Source organism: Pacificimonas aurantium (assembly GCF_020092905.1).
In the GTDB taxonomy this organism is placed as follows: Bacteria; Pseudomonadota; Alphaproteobacteria; order Sphingomonadales; family Sphingomonadaceae; genus Pacificimonas; species Pacificimonas aurantium.
In genome coordinates, this window is sequence record NZ_JAGSGB010000001.1 from 16,554 (window position 1) to 39,127 (window position 22,574).

Below are 22,574 nucleotides of genomic sequence, written 5' to 3' on the forward strand. Positions count from 1 at the left end.
GTATATGTTTTTCACGTTTTCGAGATGTTGAGCGGGGAGGCGCAATGCCTTGGCAGAATAATGAGGGGGGGCCGTGGGGCTCCGGCGATGGCGGAGACAAGCCGCGCAACCCCTGGGGTCAGAAGCCGGAGGGGGGCAAGCAGAAGCCTTCGCGCGGCAGTACCGACTTCGATGATTTCATTCGCCGCAGCCAGGAGCGGCTACGCTCCGGCATGGGCGGCGGCAATGGCGGCGGGGGCGGCGGACGCCGCGGCCCGGCTCTTTCCGGCCGCTCGCTTCCCTGGACGTGGATCATCGTCGCGATCATCGTCATCTGGGTTGTGGCGACCTCCATCTACCGGGTCGAGGCCGACGAGCAGGGCGTCGAGCAGATGTTCGGCCAATATTACAAGACCACGCAGCCCGGCACGCACATCAAGTGGCCGTCGCCCATCGTCACCGTGACGAAGCCGCGCGTCGAGCAGGTCAACGAGATCGAGATCGGCTCGCCAACCGCGTCCTCGCAGAACCTCATGCTCACCAGCGACCAGAACATTATCGACATTGCCTATACGGTGCGCTGGAAGATCGACGATCCTGAGAATTTCCTCTTCCAGTTCCGCGATCCCGAGCAGACCATCCGCGAGGTCGCCGAATCCGCGATGCGTTCGGTCGTCGCGTCGGTCGACCTCGACGCCGCCATCGGTCCGCAGCGCGAACAGGTGGCATCCGAAGTCGAACAGCGCACGCAGGCGATGCTCAACGAATATGGCACCGGCGTCGATGTCGTCGGCGTCGATATCCGGCAGGCGGACCCGCCGGCCGCGGTTGACGAAGCCTTTAAGGATGTTTCGGCAGCGCAACAGAACGCCGAGCAATATATCAACCAGGCGCGGGCTTATAACCAGCAACTGATCGCGCAGGCCCGCGGTCAGGCTGCGGCGTTCGACGCCGTGTACCAGCAGTACCGGCTTGCCCCCGAAGTGACCCGCAAACGGATGTATTTCGAAACCATGGAGCAGGTGCTGCGTCAGCAGGACAAGACCATTCTCGAGGCGGACGGCGTGGTGCCCTATCTCCCACTCGATCAGGTGAACCGCCAGCGCGCCCAGCAGCAGGGAGGCAACCAGTGAGCCTCAAGAACCCCATTCTCCTCCTCGCGATCCTGTTCGCCCTTCTGGTCGTCGCGGCAACCTCGGCCTTCACGGTGTCGGAGACGCAGCAGGCCATCGTTCTCCGGCTGGGTGAGCCGAACCGGATCATCAACGCCTACGATGCCGATGAACCCTTCGGGCGGACGAGTGCCGGCGTGCACTTGAAGATCCCATTCCTTGAGGAGGTGGTTTATATCGACAAGCGGGTCCTCGACCTCGACATGGAGCAGCAGACGGTTCTCTCGACCGACCAGCTTCGCGTGGTCGTCGACGCTTTTGCTCGTTTCCGCATCACGGAACCGCTGCGCATGTACCAGTCGGTCGGAACAGAGGAACGTGCCGCCGATCAGCTCTCGCAGATTCTCACGTCGCGCCTGCGTAACGAGCTCGGGCGGCAGAATTTTGCGGCCCTGCTCTCGCCCGAACGCGGTGACCTGATGAATACCATTCAGGAAGCCGTCAATCGTGCGGCGCAGCGATATGGCGCCGAACTGATCGACGTGCGCATCAAGCGAGCGGATCTTCCGACGGGACAGCCGCTGGAATCGGCGTTCGAGCGCATGCGCACCGCGCGTGAGCAGGAGGCTCGCCGCATCCGCGCCGAGGGCGATCGTCAGGCACGGGTCATCCGCGCCGAAGCGGACGCCGAGGCGGCGCGGATCTATGCCGAAAGCTTCGGTCAGGATGAGGGCTTCTACGAATTCTACCGCGCTATGGAGGCGTACCGGACCGCGTTCCAGGACGGCGGCGCCAATGTCGTGCTCTCACCCGAAAACGAGTTCCTTGAGCAGTTTCAGGGGAATGTCGGGCAGTAGCCCGTACCTCCCATGAACCTGGTCGTTGCCATCGGTCTGGCTCTCGCCCTGGAAGGTGCCGCTTACGCGCTCTTCCCGGACGCGATGCGCCGCGCGGCAACGGCTCTGTTCTCTATGGGAGAGCGAGAGGTCAGGATCGCCGGCGCCGTCGCATTCGGCATTGGCGCCGCGATCACGCTTGCGGCGCTTGCGTCCGCATGACAGCTTCTCGCCGTCTTCCATGCGCATGAGAATTATCGAGTAGCGAAGGACTGAACGACCTTATGACGAACGCCAGAAAAGCGCTCTCCTATGCGACCGCCGGTATCCTGTTCGGCGGCGCGGCCACCTTTGCCTTGCAGGTGCCGGGCGTGGCGCAGGAAGAGGCTCCGCAGAATACCGAACAGGCCGTCACCCAGGCGATGCCGCCTTCCGGTGCGCCGATGAGCTTCGCCGATCTGGCAGAACGCCTGCAGCCTGCCGTCGTCAACATCTCCACCAGCCAGCAGGTCGAGATTCAGCGCATGCCCTTCGGCCGGGGCAGTCCGCTCGACGAGCTCTTCCGCCGGTTCCGCGGCGACCCGCCCACCCAGGACGATGACGGCGGCGACGAGCCGGAAACGCGGGAGGCCACGTCGCTCGGCTCAGGCTTCGTCATCTCGCCCGACGGCTATATCGTGACGAACAACCATGTCGTCACGAACCAGAACGGCACCGATCCGGTCGACAGCGTTACGGTCACGCTGACCGACGAGCGCGAATATGAAGCGGAGATCATCGGCCGCGATCCGCTGACCGACCTGGCTCTTCTGAAGGTTCAGGCCGAGGGCCTGCCCTATGTCCGCTTCGGCAACTCCGAGAGTGTCCGTGTCGGCGACTGGGTCGTCGCCATTGGCAACCCCTTCGGCCTTGGCGGCTCGGTCACGGCGGGCATCGTTTCCGCACTTCACCGCAACATCAGCCCGAACCCCTATGACCGCTACATCCAGACCGATGCCAGCATCAATCGCGGCAATTCCGGCGGTCCGATGTTCGACCTTCAGGGGAATGTGATCGGCATCAACACCGCGATCTTCTCTCCGACCGGCGGAAATGTGGGCATTGGCTTTGCGGTACCTGCCAGCCAGGCGAAACCGGTTATCGAACAGCTTCGTACAATCGGCAGGGTGCGCCGCGGCTATCTCGGCGTCTCCATCCAGAATGTCGACGATGCCCTGGCGGCAAGCTTCGGCCTCGATGAAGATGTCGGCGAGATCGTCGCCAATGTCGAACCGGGCGGCCCTGCCGACGAAGCCGGCATTCAGCGCGGCGATATCATCCTCTCCGTCGACGGGCAGGCGGTGACCGACGACAACAACCTTTCGACCATCGTTGCGGGCAGCGGCATCGGCCGCACCGTTCCGGTCGAACTTCTCCGGAACGGCGAGCGGGTCCGGCTGAACGCAACGCTTGCCGAACGGCCTACTCAGGAAGAGCTGGCCGCCGCGGCTCGCGGTGAAAGCCGGGACCTCAACAACCGCTCGGACGACGACAACGAAGCGCGGGCGCCGACACTCGGCATCACGCTGACCGAGCTGACCCCGCAGATTCGCCGCCAGCTTCGCCTTGATGACGATATCCAGGGCGTTGTCGTCGCGGAGGCGTCTGCAAACAGCGATGCGGCGAGCAAGGGCATCGGCCGCGGCTCCGTCATCGTCGAAATCAACCGCCAGGCGACCCGGACCCCGGCGGAGGCCGCAGCCATCGTCGAACGGGCTCGGGAAGCCGGCCGCGATGCCGTCGCGCTCTACGTGAAGCGCCCGACCGACGCGCAGCCGGTCTATATCGGCGTGGAAATGTCGGCCCCCGAAGAGGACTGAGTCCCGAAGAACCGACGTAGTTGAGGGCCGCCCCGTCGATCGACAGGGTGGCCCTTCGCGTATCTGCACCCCCCGAGAACGGTCAGAACCCCATGAACGGCATTGAGCGGAGACGGGTGCCGGAGGCCCGGAAGACGGCATTCGCCACAGCCGGGGCGATGGGGGGCACGCCCGGCTCGCCGACACCGCCCGGGGCCTCTTCCGAATCGACGATGTGCACATCGATTTCGGGCGCGTCATAGAGCGAGACGAGGCGGTAGAGGTCGAAATTCTGCTGCTCTGTCTCGCCGGCGGCAAAGCTGATATCGCCGTAAAGCGCCGCGGACAGACCGAAGATGATGCCGCCCTCCATCTGCGCTTTGACGATGTCGGGGTTCACGACCTGACCGCAGTCGACCACGCAGGTGACGCGCCGGACCTCGAACTGGCCGCCGCCGATCATCTCCACTTCCGCCACCTGGGCCACATGGGTCCCGAAACTGCGGCAATATGCGAGGCCGCGCCCCACCCCCTCGTCCGCGGCTCCTAGAAGCGTGCCCTGCGCTGCGGCGAGCATGATGACCTTGGCCGCGCGGCTGTCGGCATCGAGATGCCGCAAGCGGAATTCGAGCGGATCGACCCCGGCCTGCGCCGCCAGTTCGTCGATGAAGCTCTCGGTGAGAAAGGGGGCGTAGCTATATTCGACGGATCGCCAATAGCCGAGCTCTACCGGCGTCTCGACATCGGCATGCCTGACCCGGAGCGCGGGGATGTCGTAGGGAAGCTCGCTGAGACCGGCGACCATCGAGGCACTATCACCGCCCGCTCCCGCCATACCGCTCAGGATGCCGGGCGCCATGCGGGCGGCCATGCTTGCCCCGAGATTCGGCGCGGCCAGCTTGATGTCCATGGCCTTGAGGCGCTTGTCGGGCCCCACTGCGCCGCGCAGTCTGGCGCGTACCGGGGGACGAAATTTGTCGTGCACCATATCCTGTTCACGGTGCCAGATCAGCTGCACCGGCCGGCCCACCTCCCGCGCTATCGACGCCGCCTGCACAACGGCATCCACCTCCGCCTTGCGGCCGAAGCCGCCGCCCAGCATGGTGGGGTACACGCGCACCCGGCGCATCGGCATGTCGAGCGCGTCGGCCGCCTTCCACGCCGTCAGCGTCTGCGACTGAGTCGGCGCCCAGACTTCGGCTCGGTCGCCATCTATGCGCACGGTTGCCGTCATCGGCTCTAGGCAGGCATGGGCAAGGAAGGGCGCGCCATAGTCTGCGGACAGCCCCCCGCCGACGGCCGTCTCGACGTCGCCGCGGTCGGTAAAGGCGGTGCCGGCATCGGGATCCTCCAACGCATCTGCAAGTGCCGCATCGATCTCCTCGCTGTTGGCGAGCGACCCGCTGTCATATTCGATGTCGACAGCGTCGAGCGCCTGGCGCGCCTGCCACCAGGTCTCCGCGACGACCGCATACCAGCCCTCGCCAGGCACGATGTCTAGGACACCGGGCATTTCGCGGGCTGCGGCAGGACCGAAGCGGCGGCGCGCGCCCGCCCCGATCGGCGCGCCTCTCACGGCGGCGTAGACCATCCCGGGAAGGCGGACATCGGCACCGAACTGCGCGCTGCCGTTCACCTTCGACGGAATGTCGAGGCGCGGCACCGCCTTCCCGAGAAGCCCCGGACCGTCGCGAAGCCTCGGCTCCTCCGGCAGGTCGTTTGGATCCACCGCATCCAGAAGGTCGGCAAAGGCGATACGCGTCCCGTCCTTTGCTGCTACGAAGCCATTGTCCGTATCGAGACTGTCCGGACTGACGCCGAGGCGGCGGCCCGCGGCGCGCAGCAGCATTTCCCGGGCCGCCGCTCCGGCGACGCGCAGCGGCTGCCAGAAGGCCATGACGGAGGTCGACCCGCCGGTTGCCTGCAGCTCGAACCGCTCGACAACGGTCACCGCCGCCCAGCGGGCGATCCCGCCCAGCAGGGAGGGCATGCCCTCGCCGACATTTTCGACGAAGGCGCGGTTCGCATATTCCGGGGCGAGCGTTGCCGGCTCCACCCCGATGCGCTGCCAGTCCGCGCCCAGCTCATGCGCCAAGAGCTGCGGCAGAGCGGTATAAACGCCCTGCCCCATTTCGGCCTGCGGGACGGCGACGGTGATGCTGCCGTCAGGCGCGAATTTCAAAAAGGCGTTGATCGCCGTCTCGTCATCGCGAACCGGGATCGGGATCGACCGCTCGCGCGGCCACACCGCATAGCCGATGGCAAGCCCGGCCGCCCCGCCCATGCCAATGAGAAGATTACGGCGGGTAAGACCCCGCCGGGGCGGCTTTTCGCTCTTGATAGGTCCTGCGTCCACGGTCCGCAGACCTATCCCCAGCGCCCCGCCTTCGGAAGAGCCTTCCGCGCTAGCCGACCATCTTCTTCGGCCGCGAGAAGACGCGCGTCACCTCCGGGCGGAAACTTTCCAGCTCGTCGCAGTCGAACTCGTCGTCGAACGCCGGCGCGTCCCACTCATCGACGAGCTTGCAGGCGAACTCATACCAATCCTCGTCCTTGAACTGGTCGCGCATGTCGGTGGGGAGACCCATGTGGTTGTAGTAGTATTTCCCCTGGAAATGCTGGTGCCACTTGATCGTGTGATAGACATAGTCGTCGACATAGGGGCGAAGGATTTCCGCCGCGATCGCGCCGTGATTGGGGATCGACATCGCCTTCCCCAGGTCATGGCAGAGCGCCGCTACCACCTCCTGATCGCTGGCGCCGGCGCGGCGCGCCAGCGTTCCGCACATCAGCGAGTGGGTCAGCTGGTCCGCGCGAAAGCCGACCTGCATGTCCCCGAGCCGCGCAAGCTGCTCCATGATGACGTCGGGCTGGCGCTCCTGCTGGTGCTTCGCATGTTCCGACCCGATGATCTTCCAATCGTCTTCGGTCCCCTCGAACATCGACCGGAATTCCGCGCGCGGCGCGGTGTCATTTGCGGCAGGCTGCGTGGCCATGGACTCTCTCCCAAGAAGCGTATTTGGCCGCCATCGTAACATATCCGTACGGCACTGGCGAAACTGTAGGTCACAGTAGGTCACACCTCAGCGCGCGTGCGCCCGCATATGTGCGCGCGAGCCTGGTTTTTCCTACGCCGCAAGGGTCGCAAGGAAACTCCTACATTGCGAGCGCTAATTCCGGCGCATCACACCCCGGTGCGGAAGGGGGTGAAGTTCGTACCCTCGTCATAGACATCGACGCCCTCGGCGCGCTTCAGCCGGCCAACGACGAGGTAGGTCACGGGCGTCAGCAGCGCTTCCCACCCCACCTTCATGAGATAGTTGGTGAGCATGACGGCGAACACGAGTTCAGGCGTCCAGATGCCCCAGAAGGCGACTGGGTAGAAAATCAGCGTATCGACGCCCTGTCCCACCACGGTCGAGCCGATGGTCCGGGTCCACAAATGCTTGCCTCCGGTCAGCAGCTTCATGCGCGCCAGGACGAAGGCATTCGCCAGTTCGCCGGCCCAGAATGCGGTGATCGACGCCAGCACGATGCGCCATGTGATGCCGAAGACTTCGTTATATGCGGCCTGCCCCGCCCAGCCGTCTGCAGGCGGCAGGGCCACGACAACCCAGGACATCAGCGCCATGAAGAGAAGCGCGGCAAAGCCGATCCAGATCACGCGGCGCGCGCGGGCGTAGCCGTAAACCTCAGTAAGGACATCGCCGAGCACATAGCTGAGCGGAAAGAAGAGGATGCCGGCACCGAAGACGACGGTGCCGAACAGCGGCAGGTCGAGCGCCGAAATCTTTGCAGCGCCGATCAGGTTCGACAGCAGCAAAATGGCGACGAAGGCCGCCATCGCGACGTCGTAAAAACGCAGCTGCCGCGCATGAAGTGCGGCTGCGCCGACCTTTATCGTCCCCGTCATGGGCAGCAGCCTAGCGGCCAGGCCCGGTGGGGAAAGCCGGAACGCTCAGCGGCGGCGACGCCGTACGGCACCCAGGCCAAGGAGGCCGAGCCCGAGCAGACCGAAGGCGGCCGGCGCAGGCACGACGTTCGCTTCTACGGCGACGGCAGCCGACTGAGCGCCCTCGACAGACAGCACGAAGTCGTAGGTCCCGGTGGCCCAGGGATCGAAGTCGGCGATGCCATCGGGATCGAACGGGTCGGTCGCGAAGGGCGGGATTACCGTCGGAAAATTGTCGAAGCTGTAAAGCGATTCGAGAAGCAGGTGCTGGGTGTCCTCAAACACACCGCCGACGATGAAGTCATCCAGCGTCAGGAAACCCGGATTGTTGAAGTCCGGATCGACGTCATAGCTGAGGATCACGTCGTAGACATTGAGGTCAAGCGTGCCGATGTCGACATAGAGGCCAAGCTGCCAAAGTGTGCCGAGAGTATTGGACGCGCCGCCAACCGCCGTGCCCTTGCCAACCTGGAAGACACCCGGGTCATCAACGAAGACGCTGGAACCGGGTCCCCGCGGCGTCACCGTAAGTCCGAGGGTGACGTCTTCACCGCCGATGGTTTCCCGCGTGATCGCCACCTTGTCGTTCGAAATACCGCTGCCACCGAATGTCGCGCCCGGCAGCTCGCCGAATTCGGTATAGAGGACAAGCGCGGACGCCGGTGCGGCCGACACTGCGGCGGCTAGCGCAAGGGCGGAGACTGCATACTTCATCACTGATCCCCCGTCGTGGCTTCTCCCCCTAGAGAAGCGCATAATTTCCTTCGAAACCCAAGCAAGAAATATGCCACTGCCGGATTTTCTCTTCCCGTAGGGAGGATATCATGTTCACCCGACGCGGGGAATGAGAAAGCTGTAAATCCTGCCGACACTCCGGGGGTCGTTCCGGAACGCGTGCCGTGTTTGACTGGAAGGGATCACGCCGGGTCGCTAGGTGCGCTGGCATGAGCGAATCCACCACTGCCATCACGCCCGAACTTGTCGCCGAACACGGCCTGAGCCCCGACGAATATGGGGTCATCCTGACCGCTCTGGGCCGGGAGCCCAACCTGACCGAACTCGGCATCTTTTCGGTCATGTGGTCAGAGCACTGCTCCTACAAGTCCTCGCGCCTCCACCTGAAGAAACTGCCGACGAGCGGAAAGCAGGTCATTCAGGGGCCGGGCGAGAATGCGGGCGTGATCGATATCGGCGACGGCGATGCCGCGATCTTCAAGATGGAATCGCACAACCACCCGAGCTTTATCGAGCCCTATCAAGGCGCGGCAACGGGCGTCGGCGGCATCCTGCGCGACGTCTTCACCATGGGGGCACGCCCGATCGCCAACATGAATGCGCTGCGCTTCGGCGCGCCCGACCATCCGAAGACGCGCCATCTGGTAAAGGGCGTTGTCGCGGGGATCGGCGGCTACGGCAATTGCGTCGGCGTGCCCACCGTGGGCGGGGAAACCAATTTCCACCCGGGCTATAACGGAAATATTCTCGTCAACGCCATGACGGTGGGCCATGCCCGGACGGACAAGATCTTCTATTCGGCCGCCGCCGGGATCGGCAATCCGGTCGTCTATGTCGGGTCCAAGACCGGACGCGACGGCATCCACGGAGCGACGATGGCGAGCGCCGAGTTTACCGAGGATTCGGAGGAAAAGCGCCCGACGGTCCAGGTGGGCGACCCGTTCACCGAGAAGCTGCTGATCGAAGCGTGCCTGGAACTGATGGCTTCCGATGCGATCGTCGCGATTCAGGACATGGGCGCGGCGGGCCTGACCTCCTCGTCCGTAGAGATGGCGGACAAGGGCGGGGTCGGCATCGAGCTGGACCTGTCGAAGGTACCGTGCCGCGAAGAGCGCATGACGCCCTATGAGATGATGCTGTCCGAAAGCCAGGAACGCATGCTGATGGTGCTGAAGCCGGGTCGCGAAGCCGAGGCGGAGGCGATCTTCAGGAAGTGGGAACTGGATTTCGCCGTCATCGGGCGCGTCACCGATACGAAGAACCTGGTCCTGACGTTCGATGGCGAGACGGTGGCGGACATCCCGCTCGGCCCGCTCGGCGACAATGCCCCGCTGTACGACCGGCCGCATGTGCCCACCGCCAAGCGCGAGCCGCTGACGCCGGTCAGCCCGAAAACGAAGGTGGCGCAGGACCTGCTCACCCTCGTCGGGTCGCCGGACCTCGCCTCGCGGCGCTGGATCTGGGAGCAGTATGACCACATGGTCGGCGCCGATACGATCGGCAGGCCGGGTGGGGACGCCGCCGTGGTCCGCGTTCACGGCACCAAGAAGGCGCTGGCGATCACCACCGACTGTACGCCGCGCTACTGCTTCGCCGATCCGGTCGCGGGCGGACGCCAGGCCATCGCCGAGGCGTATCGCAACATCACCGCCGTCGGCGCGACGCCGCTTGCGACCACCGACTGCATGAATTTCGGCAATCCCGAACGCCCCGAAATCATGGGCCAGTTCGTCGGCTGTATCGAGGGCATGGCAGAGGCCTGCAGCGCGCTCGACATGCCGATCGTCTCGGGCAATGTCTCGCTTTACAACGAGACGAACGGTGTCGGCATCCTGCCGACGCCGGCAATCGGCGCCGTCGGGCTGCTGACCGACTATGACGCGCGTACCGACATCGCGCTGAAGGCCGAAGGCGAGACGCTCTACCTGATCGGCGACACGCGCGGCCACCTCGGCCAGTCGCTGTGGCTGCGCTATATCGACGGCCGCGAAGACGGCCCGCCGCCGCCCGTCGACCTGAAGGTCGAGGCCCGCAACGGCGATTTCGTCCGCGGCGTGATCCTGGAGGGCACGGTGACGGCCGCACATGACTGCGCCGATGGCGGCGCGCTGGTCGCCATTGCCGAGATGGCGCTTGCCGGTGGCCGCGGCGCCGCGCTCGACGCGCCGACCTTCGTCGACGATCGCTTCGACCCCAGCGACCAGGCGGCCTGGTTCGGCGAGGACCAGGCGCGCTACGCCGTGACAACCGCCGACCCGGCGAAGTTCGAGGATATGGCAAAGGCCGCGGGCGTGCCCGTGTTCCGGCTGGGGACCGTCGGCGGGACGGCCGACGCGGCGATCACGATCGGCGGCGAAAAGGTCAGCCTCGACGCGCTCTATGCCGCGCATGAGAACTGGCTGCCCGCCCTGATGGAGCGGTGATGCCCGGCGCGCCTGCCGAGGCAGCGGACCGGCGGCCGAAATGACCGGGCGCACCATGCCCTTCCCGGTCTGGCCGGACCTTCGCGACGAAGAGCGCGTCACGCGCGCGCGGCATTTCCTTGAAGTCATGCGCAGGCGGCGGACATGCCGCAGCTTTTCGGCCGAGGGATTCCCGCGGGAAGTTCTGGAGGATGCGCTGCGCGCCGCCGGCACCGCGCCATCGGGGGCGAACCACCAGCCGTGGCACTTCGTCGTGGTCGAGACGCCCAAGATCAAGGCGCGTATCCGCGAGGGCGCCGAAGCCGAGGAGCGCGAATTCTACGCCGGGAAAGCGAGCGACGAATGGCTGGAAGCGCTGGCCCCGCTCGGCACCGATGCGGTGAAGGAGCATCTGACCGATGCGCCCTATCTGGTGGTCGTCTTCGCGCAGCGGCGCGGCGGCCCCGCACCGGGTGACGACCTGCAGAATTATTATGTCACCGAATCGGTCGGCATCGCCTGCGGACTGCTGCTCGCCGCACTGACGCAGGCGGGCATCGCGACGCTGACCCACACCCCCTCGCCGATGAAGTTCCTGAACGAGATTTGCGGGCGGCCGGACAGAGAAAAGCCGCTGATGATCATCGCCTGCGGACATCCGGCAGACGATGCGACCGTGCGCGAGCATGCGCTGAGGAAGAAGACGCTGGAGCAATTCTCGACCTGGCTGTGACCGGATCGCAAGCAGGATTGATATTGCAAACAGGTCTCAATTGCGCTACCTCATGAGTCGACCTTGGGGAGACTCGCGTGGTTGTCTGCAGTTGTAACGCGCTTCGCGAACGCGATGTTCGCACCGCCGCCCGATCCGGCGCCGCCTGCGCCAAGAGCGCTTATGCCGCGCTCGGCTGCCGTCCGCAGTGCGGACAGTGCCTTCCCTTCGCCCGGGATCTGATCCGCGCCGAGCGCACCTGCGCGTAATCGCCCGCAATTCCAACTAGCTATGCGCAGCTCGTTCGCGAGAACGAGACTTGGAATTATTCTCAATAATTAAAAGGACTTGACCGGAACTCCCGTCGCGCTGCATGGCGGACGAAAGGAAAGGAGTCGCCTGTCATGAAGGGCAATCCCAAGGTCATCGCGCTGCTGAACGAGGCGCTGAAAAACGAACTGACGGCGGTGAACCAGTATTGGCTGCACTACCGCATGCTCCACAATTGGGGCGTCTACCATCTCGCGGATTTCGAGCGGCACGAATCGATCGACGAGATGAAGCATGCCGACTGGCTGTCGGAGCGCATCCTGTTCCTCGAAGGGCTGCCCAACTTCCAGGCGCTCGGGCGCCTGCGGATCGGCGAAACGGTCGAAGAGGTGCTGCGCGCCGACCTGGAACTGGAACTGGAAGCCGTCGAGCAGCTGAAGGGCGCGATCAAGGACTGCGAGGATACGCACGACTACGTCTCGCGCGACCTGTTCACGAAAATCCTCAGCAGCGAGGAAGAGCATATCGACTATATCGAGCAGCAGCTCGAGCAGGTCGAACGCATGGGCATCCAGAACTACATCCAGCTGCATTCCACGCCGGGCCCCGACGGGGAAAACTAGCGGCGGGAAAATGAGGGCCGGAAAGCTGGCCCCGCGGGGCGGGCGCCGGCCTCAGACGCCGGCACGTCCGAACTGGGCCGGCTTCGGCCGGCGGGTCTGCAGCGGATTGGTCTCGCGGTCGAAGATGGCGAGCGTTTCCTGAAATAGCGGGCGCAGGCGCGCGACATGGACCAGAAGCTCGTCGGGGCTTTCCTGCAGTTCAACGCAGCGCCGCGCGCCCGTTTCGATGCGGTAGCAGAGCTCGCCCAGATCGTCGGCGCCGAGCTGGCGCGCTTCGGTCTTCAGGGTATGCGCCGGACGCACCATGTCGGCGGGCTCACCCGTACGCTGGGCATGCTCGATCTCCGCGACGCCCGCCTCGCCGTCCTCCCGGAAATAGCCGAGCGTCGTGATCAGCCGGGGACCGAGAAGCGTCCTGATCTGTTCGAAAGTTTCGAGGTTCACGGTCACGTCGCGAACGGTCCCCTGGTCGATGCCGGCTCTTGTTCCAAGTCGCGTCAGTCCTATGCGCGCGTCGTAAAGAAAGCGTTTAGGTCCGCGCCTGATCGACGCGCCTGGCGATCTGCCACTCCCCCGCGCCGACGGCTTTGCAATCGAGGTCCATCTCCTCGGCGAAGGCAGGAACATCCCGCGCCGCGGCCGGGTCGTCCGCAAGAAGGTGGACGCGCCCCGTCTGCGGGTGCTCGCGCAGGATTCTGGCCAGCCTGAGCACGGGCATGGGGCAGCGCAGGCCGCGCGCGTCCACAGTGACGCTTTCGCCGGTTTTGCTAGCTGCACGGCTCATCGCCGCTTCCCTAGCATCGCTGCACAAACCGGGGAGTAGAAATATGAAGACGATGTTCCGCGACGACCTGATGAAGGGCGAACGCATCCTCGTGACCGGCGGCGGCACGGGTCTCGGCAAGGCGATGACGGAAGCCTTCATGGAGCTGGGCGCCGACTGCGTGATCTGGGGCCGACGCGGCGGCGTGCTGCAGGAGACCGCGGACGAACTGATGGAAAAAACCGGCGCGCGCTGCGACGTCGCCGCCGTCGATATCCGCAATGCCGGTGCCATCGAAGATGCGATGGAAGAGGCCTTTGCTGGCGGCCCGCTGACCGGAGTCGTCAACAATGCCGCCGGCAATTTCGTCTCACCCACCGAGCGCCTGTCGGCGAACGCCTTCAATGCCATCGCCTCGATCGTCGCGCACGGGACCTTCAACGTGACGGTCGCGGCGGGAAAACGCTGGATCGAGGCAGGGAACAAGGGATCGATCCTCTCGATCGTCGCCAGCTGGGTCTGGAATGGGGGGCCGTTCACCGTTCCGTCCGCCATGTCGAAGGCCGGGGTTGCGGTGATGACGCAGAGCCTTGCGTCGGAATGGGGCCCGAAGGGTATCCGCGCGAACGCCATCGCGCCCGGCCCCTTCAAGTCGGAGGGGATGGAGAAGCGGCTGATGCCCGAACCGCTCGCCAAGAAACTCGGCTCAGGTGACATGGGCGCGCGCGGCAACCCGATGGGCCGCTGGGGCGAACACCGCGAACTGCAGAACCTTGCCTGCTACCTGATGGCGCCGGGCTCAGAATATGTGAACGGCGAAGTCATCGCCATCGACGGCGGCCAGTGGCTTGCCGGCGGCGGCAATTTCTCCGCCATGTCGCAGCTGACATCGGAGGATTGGGACCTCGTCAACGAGTCGATCAGAAAGACCAACGAAGCAGACCGGGCGAAGCGAACGACCTGACCGGATTGCCTCCGCGCGTTTCGGGCCGCAAAGGCTCCTACCGTGTCAGACTCCCCTGCCGTACCACCGCCGCTGCGCGGATCCCTGATCTTCGTGATCGCGGTCGTGCTCGTGGACATGATCGGCTTCGGCATCATCATGCCGGTGCTGCCGGCCCTGATCGTGGAACTGACCGGCGACAGCGTGGCCGGAGCGGCGGTGGACGCCGGCTGGCTCGCCTTTGTCTACGCCGCCATGCAGTTCGTCTTCGGGCCGGTCATGGGCAATCTGTCGGACCGCTTCGGCAGGCGGCCGGTGCTGCTCGTCACCCTGGCCGCCTATGCGGTCAACTATGCCATCATGGGCCTGGCACCGACCCTGCTGTGGCTGTTCGTGGGCCGCACCATCGCCGGCATCACAGGCGCCAGCTTTTCGGTGGCCTATGCCTATCTCGCGGACATCTCCCCACCAGAGAAGCGCGCCCAGAATTTCGGACTGATCGGCGTGGCGTTCGGGCTGGGCTTCATCATCGGACCTGCCGCCGGTGGCCTTCTCGGCGATGTCGATATCCGCCTGCCCTTCTTCGCCGCCAGCGCCTTCGCGCTCCTCAACCTCACCTTCGGCTTTCTGGTCCTGAAGGAGAGTCTGCCCCGGGAGAACCGGCGTCCGTTCTCGCTCACCAGGTCGAACGCCATTTCAGCCCTTCGCGAACTCGGCCGGCAGAACCGGATCGTGCTTTGGTACGCTGCCGCGCTGCTGATCTGGATGCTGGCGCACCTCATTTACCCGATCATCTGGGCCTTCTTCGTGCTGGAGGCGTTCGCCGGGCGCATCCCCTTCGGTTGGTCGGAAGAGCTCTTCGTGGGCGCGACGCTCGCCTATGTGGGCCTGACCAGCGCCATTGTGCAGGGCGGCCTTATTCGGGTCGTGGTGCCCAGGGTGGGCGAAGTGAAGGCGGCGTCCATCGGGATACTAGGCATGGTAACGGGGGCGCTGATCTACCTGTTCGTTCGCGACCCGATCTGGCTGCTGGTCGCCGTACCCATCGGCTCGCTGCAGGGCCTGACACAGCCGTCGATCACGGGTCTGATGAGCCAGGCCATCGATGAGACGAGCCAGGGCGAACTTCAGGGCGCCGTCGCCAGCCTGTCCAGCCTGGCCTCGGTGATCGGGCCGCCGCTTTATACGCAGATATTCTTTGCCTTCACGGCAACCGGCGCGGCGCTCTACCTGCCGGGGGCACCATTCGGCCTGGCTGCGCTCATCGCCCTTTGCGCCCTCGCCCTGTTCCTTCGCGGCACGGCCCTGTTCCGCAGCGTCGGCGCCCCTAGCGGATCTGCATGACCTTGAGACCGTAGTCGCGGTACAGCCTGGCGAACGCCTTACGCTGGAAAAAGCGCCGCTTCCCGCGACTGCCGCGCGCGATCCAGACCCCATCGGGATGTTTGAACAGGTCCGGCTCAAGCTCCGTGCTCTCGCCAAGTAGCCGATCCTTGTCCTCGGTCTTCAGACCGCGCCACTGCGCCACCGCCTTCTGCCGCCGGCCCCAAAGCCATATCAGCAAAATGCCGGTCAGGATCAGCGCGCCGAAGACGGCGGCGGCTGCCCGCATCGGAAACTGCCTGCGCAGCGAGGACGATCCGACCGGCCGCGCGGGCGGCGGCGCTTCGCCCTGCAATACCCGGATTTCGCCCTCGCCAGCGCGAATGCGGTCGATCGACCCGTCGCCGCCGGACAGCGCGCCAAGCCCGAGCGGTCCGACGGTCAGGATATAGACCGGCCGTTCATAGCATTTGACCTTCATCGAGATGAAGCTGCTCGCCCGGTTGAAGACCTGGTAGCGTTCTATGAACTGGCAGCGCGCATCAACCTCTGTCATCGCCCCCTGCAGAAGAGCGTCGACCCCCTCGCCGGATTCGCCATCGCGCAGGGCATGGAACAGCCGCTCGCTCGAGGTCGCGCCCTCTTCCTCCAACTCGCCCTCGCCGCTCAGTGCCTGCTCGGCTTCCTCCTCGTCCACAACGGCCTGGGGGATCTGCGCCGTCGCCGCGCCTGCACATAGCGCAGCGCCAAGAAGCGACGGAAGGATAGCAGCGAGAGGCTTGGTCAGCATGGCGGCGAACTGTAGCCGCGCGGCTGCGAAAGGCAATTGCTGGACATCGGAGGACAAGCGGCCCAAAGCCGGAGAAAAGAACGAGTATTGGGGTAGGATCATGGCGACGAGCACTGCCGCCGCGGGTCGTGATGCAGAGGGACCGGTTTCCCACCGCGCACGGAAGATTACGCTGCTTCTGCTGACGGCGACTTACTTCTTCTCGTACATGGACCGGCAGATCCTCTCGATCCTGCTCGAAGCCATCAAGGCCGACCTGCAGCTCGACGATGCGCAGCTGGGATATCTCTCCGGCATCGCCTTCGCGCTGTTCTACGCAACGCTGGGCATTCCCATCGCTTCGCTGGCCGACCGGAAAAGCCGAAAAAACATCATTTCGATCGCGCTCGCACTCTGGAGCGGGATGACCGCGCTGTGCGGCCTGGCGCAGAACTTCACCCAGCTCCTGCTCGCCCGAATCGGCGTCGGCATCGGCGAGGCCGGTTCCTCGCCGCCCTCGCACTCGATGATCGCCGACCTCTATCCGGCAAACGAGCGCGCAGGCGCCCTGGCGATCTACTCGCTCGGGATCACCCTCGGCGCATTCGCTGGAACCTTCTTCGGCGGCAGCATCACGCACTATTTCGACTGGCGGACCGCCTTTCTGGTCGTCGGCCTGCCCGGCATAGTTCTCGCGATCCTCGTACGCCTGTTCGCCGTCGAACCGCCGCGCGGCATGAGCGACGCGGTAATGGCGGCCAGCGACGATACGCCGTCGATCCTCGACGGTGCGCGCGCGCTGATGAAGAACAGGGCCGCCGTGCACCTCGTCGCCGGTGTCACGATCACCTCTCTGATCGGCTATGGCCTGACGCTGTGGTCGCCCGCCTATCTGATCCGCAACTTCGGCCTGAACGAGCTGGACGTAGCGATTTCCTACGCGCCCGTCGTTGCCGTTGCCGGCGTCGTCGGAACCGTCGGGGGCGGCAAGCTGGCCGACTACCTGGCGACGCGGTTCGGCCTGTACGCGCAGTCGAACATGATCGCCATCCTGAAGCTGGGCGCCTTCCCCTTCCTGCTGCTGTTCTATTACCTGACCGACGTCTACCTGGCTGTGGCCGCCTACTTCGTCGCCCTCCTCCTGCAGACCTGTTATCTCGGCCCGACCTTCGCGCTGATCCAGAGCCTCGCGCCCTTGCGCATGCGCTCGGTCTGGGCGGCGATCAGCCTGTTCATCATCAACCTGATCGGTCTGGGGATCGGCCCCACGCTGGTCGGTGTAATCTCTGTGGAATACCAGGCCGCTTTCGCCATGAACGATGCCGAGTCGCTGCGCTGGTCGCTGTTCACGCTAGCGCTCGCGACCCCGTGGGCCTGCTTCCATTACTGGCGCGCGGCGATCTGGCTGAAGAAGGATGGTGCTGCTGGAGAGGATTGAACTCTCGGCCTCACCCTTACCAAGGGTGCGCTCTACCACTGAGCTACAGCAGCACGAAGATCCGAAGGCCGCGGGGCGACACTCGCCCGGCGTGGACGGCGCCTGCTATGGGGAGACACCCCCCGATGTCAAGAAAAGGCATGCCATGACGAAAACGAAAGACGACGAACGGCAGGAACGACTGGCCAAGGCGCTGCGCGAAAATCTGAGGCGGCGCAAGGCGGCGCAGCGCGCTGGCGAGGCCCCGGCCAGCGATGCGCCCGCCAGAACGGACGAGGCGGACCGCTAGGGCCGTCCGTCGCCGTTCCGCGGTCAGATTGCCCGTGTCGCGGCCTCGAGCCAGCTGCGCTCTTCATCGTCCTTCATCTGCGGCCCGATCTTCGCGCGTACCTCGGCATGATAGTCGTTGAGCCACGTGCGCTCGGCCTCGGTGAGAAGCGAGGGCTCGACCAGGTCGAGATCGATCGGGGCGAGCGTGATCGTCTCGAAGCCGAAGAATTTCCCTTCCGCCCCGTCGATCTCGCGCTCTTCGACGATCACCAGATTCTCGATGCGGATGCCGTAGGCCCCCTCCTTGTAATAGCCGGGCTCGTTGGAGAGAATCATGCCCGCCTGCAGCGGTTCGCTCGCGCCGGAGCCGGGATAGTTGGCGGCCGAGATTCGCTGCGGCCCCTCGTGGACGCCGAGGAAGCTGCCCACCCCATGACCGGTGCCGTGGCCGTAATCGAGGCCCGCCTGCCACAGATACTGGCGCGCAAAGGCGTCGAGCTGGCCGCCCGACGTTCCCTCCGGGAAGACGGCTGTGGCAAGCGCGATGTGCCCTTTCAGGACGCGGGTGAAGCGGTCCTTCATCTCGGCAGTCGGATCGCCGACGATGATCGTCCGGGTGATGTCGGTCGTACCGTCGTCATACTGGCCACCCGAATCGCACAGGAAGATGCCGTTCGGCTCCAGCTTGCGGTTCGATGCTTCGTCGACGCGGTAGTGCGGCAGCGCCGCATTCGGACCCGCCGCCGAAATGGTCTCGAAACTGGTGTCGCGCAGGATGTTGGACTCGCCGCGAATCTCCGCGAGTCTGGCGGCGGCGCCGAGTTCGTCGAGCTCGCCCTTCGGCGCTTCTTCGTCCAGCCACTTCAGGAAGCGGCTGATCGCGGCCCCGTCGCGCAGGTGCGCCGACCGTGAGCCGGACAGCTCCGCCTCGTTCTTGACGGCCTTCGGCAGGGCGACGGGATCGCGGTCCCGAATGACCGTCGCGCCGCCCTCGTCGAGCAGCTGAAAGATCGCGGCGACGCAGGTGTCGGGATCGGCGACGACCGTCCGGCCGCCATAATCCTTCAGCGCGGCACCGAACGAGGTGCGCGGCTCGACCGACACGTCGCTGCCCAGCGCCGCCTCGACATCCGCGGGGACCTTGTCGGGGTCGATGAACAGGCGTGCAGAGCCGTCGCCGGCGACGACCGCGAAGCTGAGCGCGACGGGCGTATGCACCACGTCCTTGCCGCGAATGTTGAACAGCCAGGCGATCGAATCGAGCGCGGCGATCACGACCGCATCGGCACCCTTCTCCTGCACCCATGAGGCAATCTCAGCGCGCTTGTCGCGCGAGGAGCGCCCGGCGAGCCCCTCTTCGTGAATGTAGATCGGCGCCGGCGAGGGGTCGGGCTGATCCGCCCAGACGGCGTCAACGGGATTTTCCTCGACCGGAACCAGCGACACCTTCTTCTTCGCGAGCGCCTTTTCCGCCGCGCGCACGAAGTTCGGCGTATGCAGCCACGCATCATAGCCGATGCGCGCGCCCTCCTTCGCCTTGCCGGCCAGCCAGTCGCCGACCTTCACGCGCGGAACGTCCTCATAGGAGTAGAGCGATCCGTCCACCTGCTGGCGCACCTGCACCTTGTAGCGGCCGTCGGTGAACATCGCCGCATCCTCCATGAGGACGGCGGCATTTCCGGCCGAGCCGCCAAAGCCCGTCAGCCAGGCCAGGCGCTGGGCATAGTCGCCCACATATTCGGACATATGTTCGTCGGTGAGGGGGATGATGAACCCGTCCAGCTTGCGGCGGCCGAGTTCAGCGCGAAGGGCGGAGAGGCGATCTGCATAAGTAGACATGCGCTCCATATCTGCATCGCCCCCGCCTGCGGCAAGGACGGCATGCCGATCGGTATATGGTGCGCTGCGGAATCGCCCCTTTTCAGTGACGGAAAGATTTGGCAGTCCTTTCGTTCATGACGAAGCTCGCCATGATCGCCGCCGTTGCCGCGGCCACCCTCGCTGCCCCCTCCCTTGCCCAGACGGAGACTATGACAGGTCAACCGACGCCGCCGGACGCCGAAGAGCGCCCGCACGAATTCACCATGCACGGGGTCACGGTTGAGGATCCCTATGCCTGGCTGCGCGACCAGTCCTATCCGATCGTCGATGACGAGGATGTTCTCGACTATCTGAAGGCGGAGAACGCCTATTTCGAAGCGGTGATGGAGCCCCATCAGGAGCTGATCGACACGCTGTTCGAGGAAATGAAGGCCCGTATCAAGGAAGACGACGCCTCGGTTCCGCAGAAGGACGGCGACTTCGAATATTGGTGGGCGTTCGAAGAGGGCGACCAGTACCGCACATGGTACCGCCGCCCGGTGGCGGGCGACCGCACCGCGGAAGCCATTCTCGACGAGCCAGAACTGGCTGCGGACAAGGAATATTTCCGCGTCGGCGGGCTGAGCGTCAGTCCGGACGGCAACCTTCTGGCCTATGCCGTCGATACGAACGGCTCGGAACGCTACACGCTGAAGGTGAAGGACCTGCGGACCGGCGAACTGCTGCCCGACACCATCGAGAACTGGCGCTACGGCCTCGTCTGGGCCGCGGACTCCGACAGCTTCCTCTACACAGATGCCGACGAAAACTGGCGCTCGAAGGTCGTGTACCACCACGTCCTCGGCACCGACCAGGCGGACGACCGGGAGGTCTACCGCGAAGAGGACGAGGAATTCGGCGTGGGCATCGGCCGGTCGCAGGACCGCGCCTATGCGATCCTCTCCACCGGCACGAACACGACCAGCGAAGTCCGCCTGCTCCCCACGGAGGACTTCACGGCGGAGCCCATCCTCGTGTCGGCGCGCGAAACGGGCCGCGAATATGACCTCGACGTGCGCAGCGGCCAGCTGTTCATCCGCGTGAACGACGAGCACCCGAACTTCCGCATCGTCACCGCCTCGGTCGACAACCCCTCCAGCTGGCAGGAACTGATCCCGGGCAGCGACGAGAATTACCTGCGCGGGGTGACGACCTTCGAGAACCTGATTGCGATCGAGGAGCGGATCGGCGGCCTGGACCAGGTCCGGCTGATCGATCCGGCGACGGGCATGGCGAGCTATGTCCGCTTTCCCGAAGCGAGCTACACGGCTTCCCTCGGCAACAACCCGGAATTCCGCGCCGAGAAGCTGCGGTTGAACTACGAATCGATGATCACCCCCGATACGGTGTTCGACTATGATCCGGCGACTGCCGAGCTCGAGACGCTGAAGGTGGCCGAGATCCCGTCGGGCTACACCAAGGAGAACTATGTCACCGAGCGCATCGGGGTACCCGCGCGCGACGGAACCGTGGTCCCGGTTTCCATCGTCTACAAGGAGGGGTTCCCGAAGGATGGCAGCCGGCCGCTGCACCTCTATGCCTACGGCGCCTATGGCTATGCCGTGCCGCCGGGCTTTTCGGCCAGTCGCCTGTCGCTGATCGATCGCGGCTATGCCTTCGCCATCGCACATATCCGCGGCGGCGACGACCTCGGCTATCAATGGTATCTCGACGGCAAGCTCGCCAAGCGCACGAACACCTTCAACGATTTCGTCGACGTCGCGAAGGGTCTCGCCTCGGCGGGCTATACGGCGCCCGGCAAGATCGTCGCCTCGGGCGGGTCTGCGGGCGGCGAACTGATGGGCGCGGTCGTCAACCAGGCCCCCGAACTGTTCGGCGCCGTGGCCGCGCATGTGCCGTTCGTCGATGTCCTCAACACCATGCTCGACCCCTCGCTGCCGCTGACGCCGGGCGAATGGCAGGAATGGGGCAATCCCATCGAGGATGCCGAGGCGTTCCAGTATATGCTCAGCTACTCGCCCTACGACCAGGTCACGGCGCAGGACTATCCGCCGCTCCTTGTCACGGCGGGCCTGAATGATCCGCGTGTCACCTATTGGGAACCGGCAAAGTGGGTCGCCAAGCTGCGTGACGTGAAGACCGACGACAATGTGCTGCTGCTGAAGACCAACATGGGCGCCGGTCATGGCGGCAAGTCCGGCCGCTTCGACTCGCTTTATGAGCGCGCCGAAGAAGTCGCGTTTTTCCTGACCCAGAACGGCAATCCGGCGGCGGACAGCGAGACGGCCGCCGCGGGCCGTTGACGGCACCGACGGGAAAGGCGCCGACGGGAGAGGCGCCGGCCGAACGGCCGCGCTTCTCCCTCGACGTCACAGCCGCGCCCGACCACATCGATGAGCTCGGCCACGTCAACAATGCGGTCTATGTCGGCTGGATCCAGGATGTCGCCACGTCTCACTGGTATGCCGTCGCGCCGCCCGAGGCGCAGGAGCGCTACATCTGGGTCGTGACGCGCCACGAGATCGACTATCACCAGCCTACGATTGCCGGCGAAACGGTGACGCTGAGCACATGGGTCGGGGAGCCAAAGGGCGCCCGCTTCGACCGCTTCGTCGAAATCCACGGCCCGGACGGGGGACTGCGCGTGGCTGCGCGCACCTGGTGGGCCCTGCTCGACCGCGACCTGCGCCGCCCGCTGCGGATCCGCGAGGAGATGGTCCGCCCCTTTCTCTGACGCAGCGGCGCCGCCTGATGTGACGGCCAGGCCGGGCATAGCGTTAAGCAATTG

The 22,574-nt window shown here is 65.2% G+C and carries 22 protein-coding genes and 1 tRNA gene; 14 read left to right on the top strand and 9 right to left on the bottom strand.

The genetic code is table 11. The features are described from left to right. Positions 1-44 precede the first annotated feature (44 nt). The 4 genes from hflK (at position 45) to KCN53_RS00125 (ending at position 3,786) form a co-directional block, all read left to right on the top strand. Positions 45-1,112 (top strand): FtsH protease activity modulator HflK, encoded by a 1,068-nt coding sequence (gene hflK / locus KCN53_RS00110; RefSeq protein WP_088712012.1) that lies wholly within the window; start codon positions 45-47, stop codon positions 1,110-1,112. After that, positions 1,109-1,948 carry a protease modulator HflC gene (gene hflC / locus KCN53_RS00115; RefSeq protein WP_088712011.1) on the top strand — a complete coding sequence of 280 codons (840 nt, stop codon included), beginning with the start codon at positions 1,109-1,111 and terminating at the stop codon, positions 1,946-1,948. The genes hflK and hflC overlap by 4 nt, the downstream gene beginning before the upstream one ends. A 12-nt stretch (positions 1,949-1,960) precedes the next feature. Continuing rightward, positions 1,961-2,149 carry a DUF2065 domain-containing protein gene (locus KCN53_RS00120; RefSeq protein WP_088712010.1) on the top strand — a complete coding sequence of 63 codons (189 nt, stop codon included), beginning with the start codon at positions 1,961-1,963 and terminating at the stop codon, positions 2,147-2,149. A gap of 62 nt (positions 2,150-2,211) precedes the next feature. Next, positions 2,212-3,786 carry a Do family serine endopeptidase gene (locus KCN53_RS00125; RefSeq protein WP_088712009.1) on the top strand — a complete coding sequence of 525 codons (1,575 nt, stop codon included), beginning with the start codon at positions 2,212-2,214 and terminating at the stop codon, positions 3,784-3,786. An 82-nt stretch (positions 3,787-3,868) separates the two neighbouring features. On the opposite strand, the gene KCN53_RS00130 is transcribed toward KCN53_RS00125, so the two are convergent. From KCN53_RS00130 to KCN53_RS00145, 4 genes are all read right to left on the bottom strand, one after another. Then, complete coding sequence (locus tag KCN53_RS00130) at positions 3,869-6,121, bottom strand: xanthine dehydrogenase family protein molybdopterin-binding subunit (RefSeq protein ID WP_143712204.1); 2,253 nt, start codon at positions 6,119-6,121, stop codon at positions 3,869-3,871. 49 nt (positions 6,122-6,170) lie between these two features. Then, entirely contained in the window at positions 6,171-6,761 is a 591-nt protein-coding gene (locus KCN53_RS00135; protein ID WP_088712007.1) for an HD domain-containing protein, read from the bottom strand. Positions 6,762-6,949: 188 nt separating this feature from the next. Next, complete coding sequence (locus tag KCN53_RS00140; RefSeq protein WP_088712006.1) at positions 6,950-7,678, bottom strand: queuosine precursor transporter; 729 nt, start codon at positions 7,676-7,678, stop codon at positions 6,950-6,952. A 45-nt stretch (positions 7,679-7,723) separates the two neighbouring features. After that, the gene (locus tag KCN53_RS00145) at positions 7,724-8,431 is read right to left on the bottom strand and encodes a PEP-CTERM sorting domain-containing protein (RefSeq protein WP_088712005.1); all 708 of its coding nucleotides are present in this window, start codon (positions 8,429-8,431) and stop codon (positions 7,724-7,726) included. A 230-nt stretch (positions 8,432-8,661) separates the two neighbouring features. Here KCN53_RS00145 and purL point away from each other — a divergent pair, with 230 nt between their 5' ends. The 4 genes from purL (at position 8,662) to bfr (ending at position 12,459) form a co-directional block, all read left to right on the top strand. Beyond that, the gene (purL, locus tag KCN53_RS00150; protein ID WP_088712004.1) at positions 8,662-10,875 is read left to right on the top strand and encodes a phosphoribosylformylglycinamidine synthase subunit PurL; all 2,214 of its coding nucleotides are present in this window, start codon (positions 8,662-8,664) and stop codon (positions 10,873-10,875) included. Between the two features lie 40 nt (positions 10,876-10,915). Continuing rightward, complete coding sequence (locus KCN53_RS00155) at positions 10,916-11,587, top strand: nitroreductase family protein (RefSeq protein WP_088712003.1); 672 nt, start codon at positions 10,916-10,918, stop codon at positions 11,585-11,587. A gap of 77 nt (positions 11,588-11,664) precedes the next feature. Next, positions 11,665-11,835 carry a (2Fe-2S)-binding protein gene (locus tag KCN53_RS00160; RefSeq protein ID WP_088712002.1) on the top strand — a complete coding sequence of 57 codons (171 nt, stop codon included), beginning with the start codon at positions 11,665-11,667 and terminating at the stop codon, positions 11,833-11,835. A 135-nt stretch (positions 11,836-11,970) separates the two neighbouring features. After that, on the top strand, positions 11,971-12,459 hold the full coding sequence (bfr, locus tag KCN53_RS00165) for a bacterioferritin (protein ID WP_088712001.1): 489 nt from the start codon (positions 11,971-11,973) through the stop codon (positions 12,457-12,459). A 51-nt stretch (positions 12,460-12,510) separates the two neighbouring features. Here the strand turns inward: bfr and KCN53_RS00170 are convergent, their stop codons facing one another. Both KCN53_RS00170 and KCN53_RS00175 read right to left on the bottom strand, forming a co-directional pair. Next, on the bottom strand, positions 12,511-12,909 hold the full coding sequence (locus KCN53_RS00170; RefSeq protein ID WP_224199251.1) for an Hpt domain-containing protein: 399 nt from the start codon (positions 12,907-12,909) through the stop codon (positions 12,511-12,513). A 79-nt stretch (positions 12,910-12,988) separates the two neighbouring features. Continuing rightward, positions 12,989-13,243 (bottom strand): sulfurtransferase TusA family protein, encoded by a 255-nt coding sequence (locus KCN53_RS00175; RefSeq protein ID WP_088711999.1) that lies wholly within the window; start codon positions 13,241-13,243, stop codon positions 12,989-12,991. Between the two features lie 43 nt (positions 13,244-13,286). Between KCN53_RS00175 and KCN53_RS00180 the strand changes: the two genes are divergently transcribed. Next, complete coding sequence (locus KCN53_RS00180; protein ID WP_207790598.1) at positions 13,287-14,186, top strand: SDR family oxidoreductase; 900 nt, start codon at positions 13,287-13,289, stop codon at positions 14,184-14,186. Between the two features lie 42 nt (positions 14,187-14,228). Further along, positions 14,229-15,509 carry a TCR/Tet family MFS transporter gene (locus KCN53_RS00185; protein WP_088711998.1) on the top strand — a complete coding sequence of 427 codons (1,281 nt, stop codon included), beginning with the start codon at positions 14,229-14,231 and terminating at the stop codon, positions 15,507-15,509. Here the strand turns inward: KCN53_RS00185 and KCN53_RS00190 are convergent. After that, on the bottom strand, positions 15,493-16,380 hold the full coding sequence (locus KCN53_RS00190) for a hypothetical protein (protein ID WP_143712203.1): 888 nt from the start codon (positions 16,378-16,380) through the stop codon (positions 15,493-15,495). The two genes, KCN53_RS00185 and KCN53_RS00190, sit on opposite strands and share 17 nt — an antisense overlap. On the opposite strand from KCN53_RS00190, the gene KCN53_RS00195 reads away from it, so the two are divergent. Continuing rightward, entirely contained in the window at positions 16,379-17,695 is a 1,317-nt protein-coding gene (locus KCN53_RS00195; RefSeq protein WP_088711996.1) for a spinster family MFS transporter, read from the top strand. The genes KCN53_RS00190 and KCN53_RS00195 overlap by 2 nt on opposite strands. Here the strand turns inward: KCN53_RS00195 and KCN53_RS00200 are convergent. Continuing rightward, positions 17,674-17,748, bottom strand: a tRNA-Thr gene (locus KCN53_RS00200). The genes KCN53_RS00195 and KCN53_RS00200 overlap by 22 nt on opposite strands. Before the next feature lie 92 nt (positions 17,749-17,840). Between KCN53_RS00200 and KCN53_RS00205 the strand changes: the two genes are divergently transcribed. After that, positions 17,841-17,984, top strand: a complete 144-nt coding sequence (locus KCN53_RS00205) for a hypothetical protein (protein WP_172406202.1) — start codon at positions 17,841-17,843, stop codon at positions 17,982-17,984. A 23-nt stretch (positions 17,985-18,007) separates the two neighbouring features. On the opposite strand, the gene KCN53_RS00210 is transcribed toward KCN53_RS00205, so the two are convergent. After that, positions 18,008-19,804 carry an aminopeptidase P family protein gene (locus KCN53_RS00210; protein WP_088713380.1) on the bottom strand — a complete coding sequence of 599 codons (1,797 nt, stop codon included), beginning with the start codon at positions 19,802-19,804 and terminating at the stop codon, positions 18,008-18,010. A 131-nt stretch (positions 19,805-19,935) separates the two neighbouring features. Between KCN53_RS00210 and KCN53_RS00215 the strand changes: the two genes are divergently transcribed. Together KCN53_RS00215 and KCN53_RS00220 are read left to right on the top strand one after the other, a co-directional pair. Then, a complete protein-coding gene (locus KCN53_RS00215) occupies positions 19,936-22,089 on the top strand; it encodes a S9 family peptidase (RefSeq protein WP_088713379.1) in 2,154 nt (717 codons plus the stop codon). Further along, a complete protein-coding gene (locus KCN53_RS00220; protein WP_088711995.1) occupies positions 22,086-22,520 on the top strand; it encodes an acyl-CoA thioesterase in 435 nt (144 codons plus the stop codon). Before KCN53_RS00215 ends, KCN53_RS00220 begins: the two co-directional genes overlap by 4 nt. Positions 22,521-22,574: the final 54 nt, after the last annotated feature.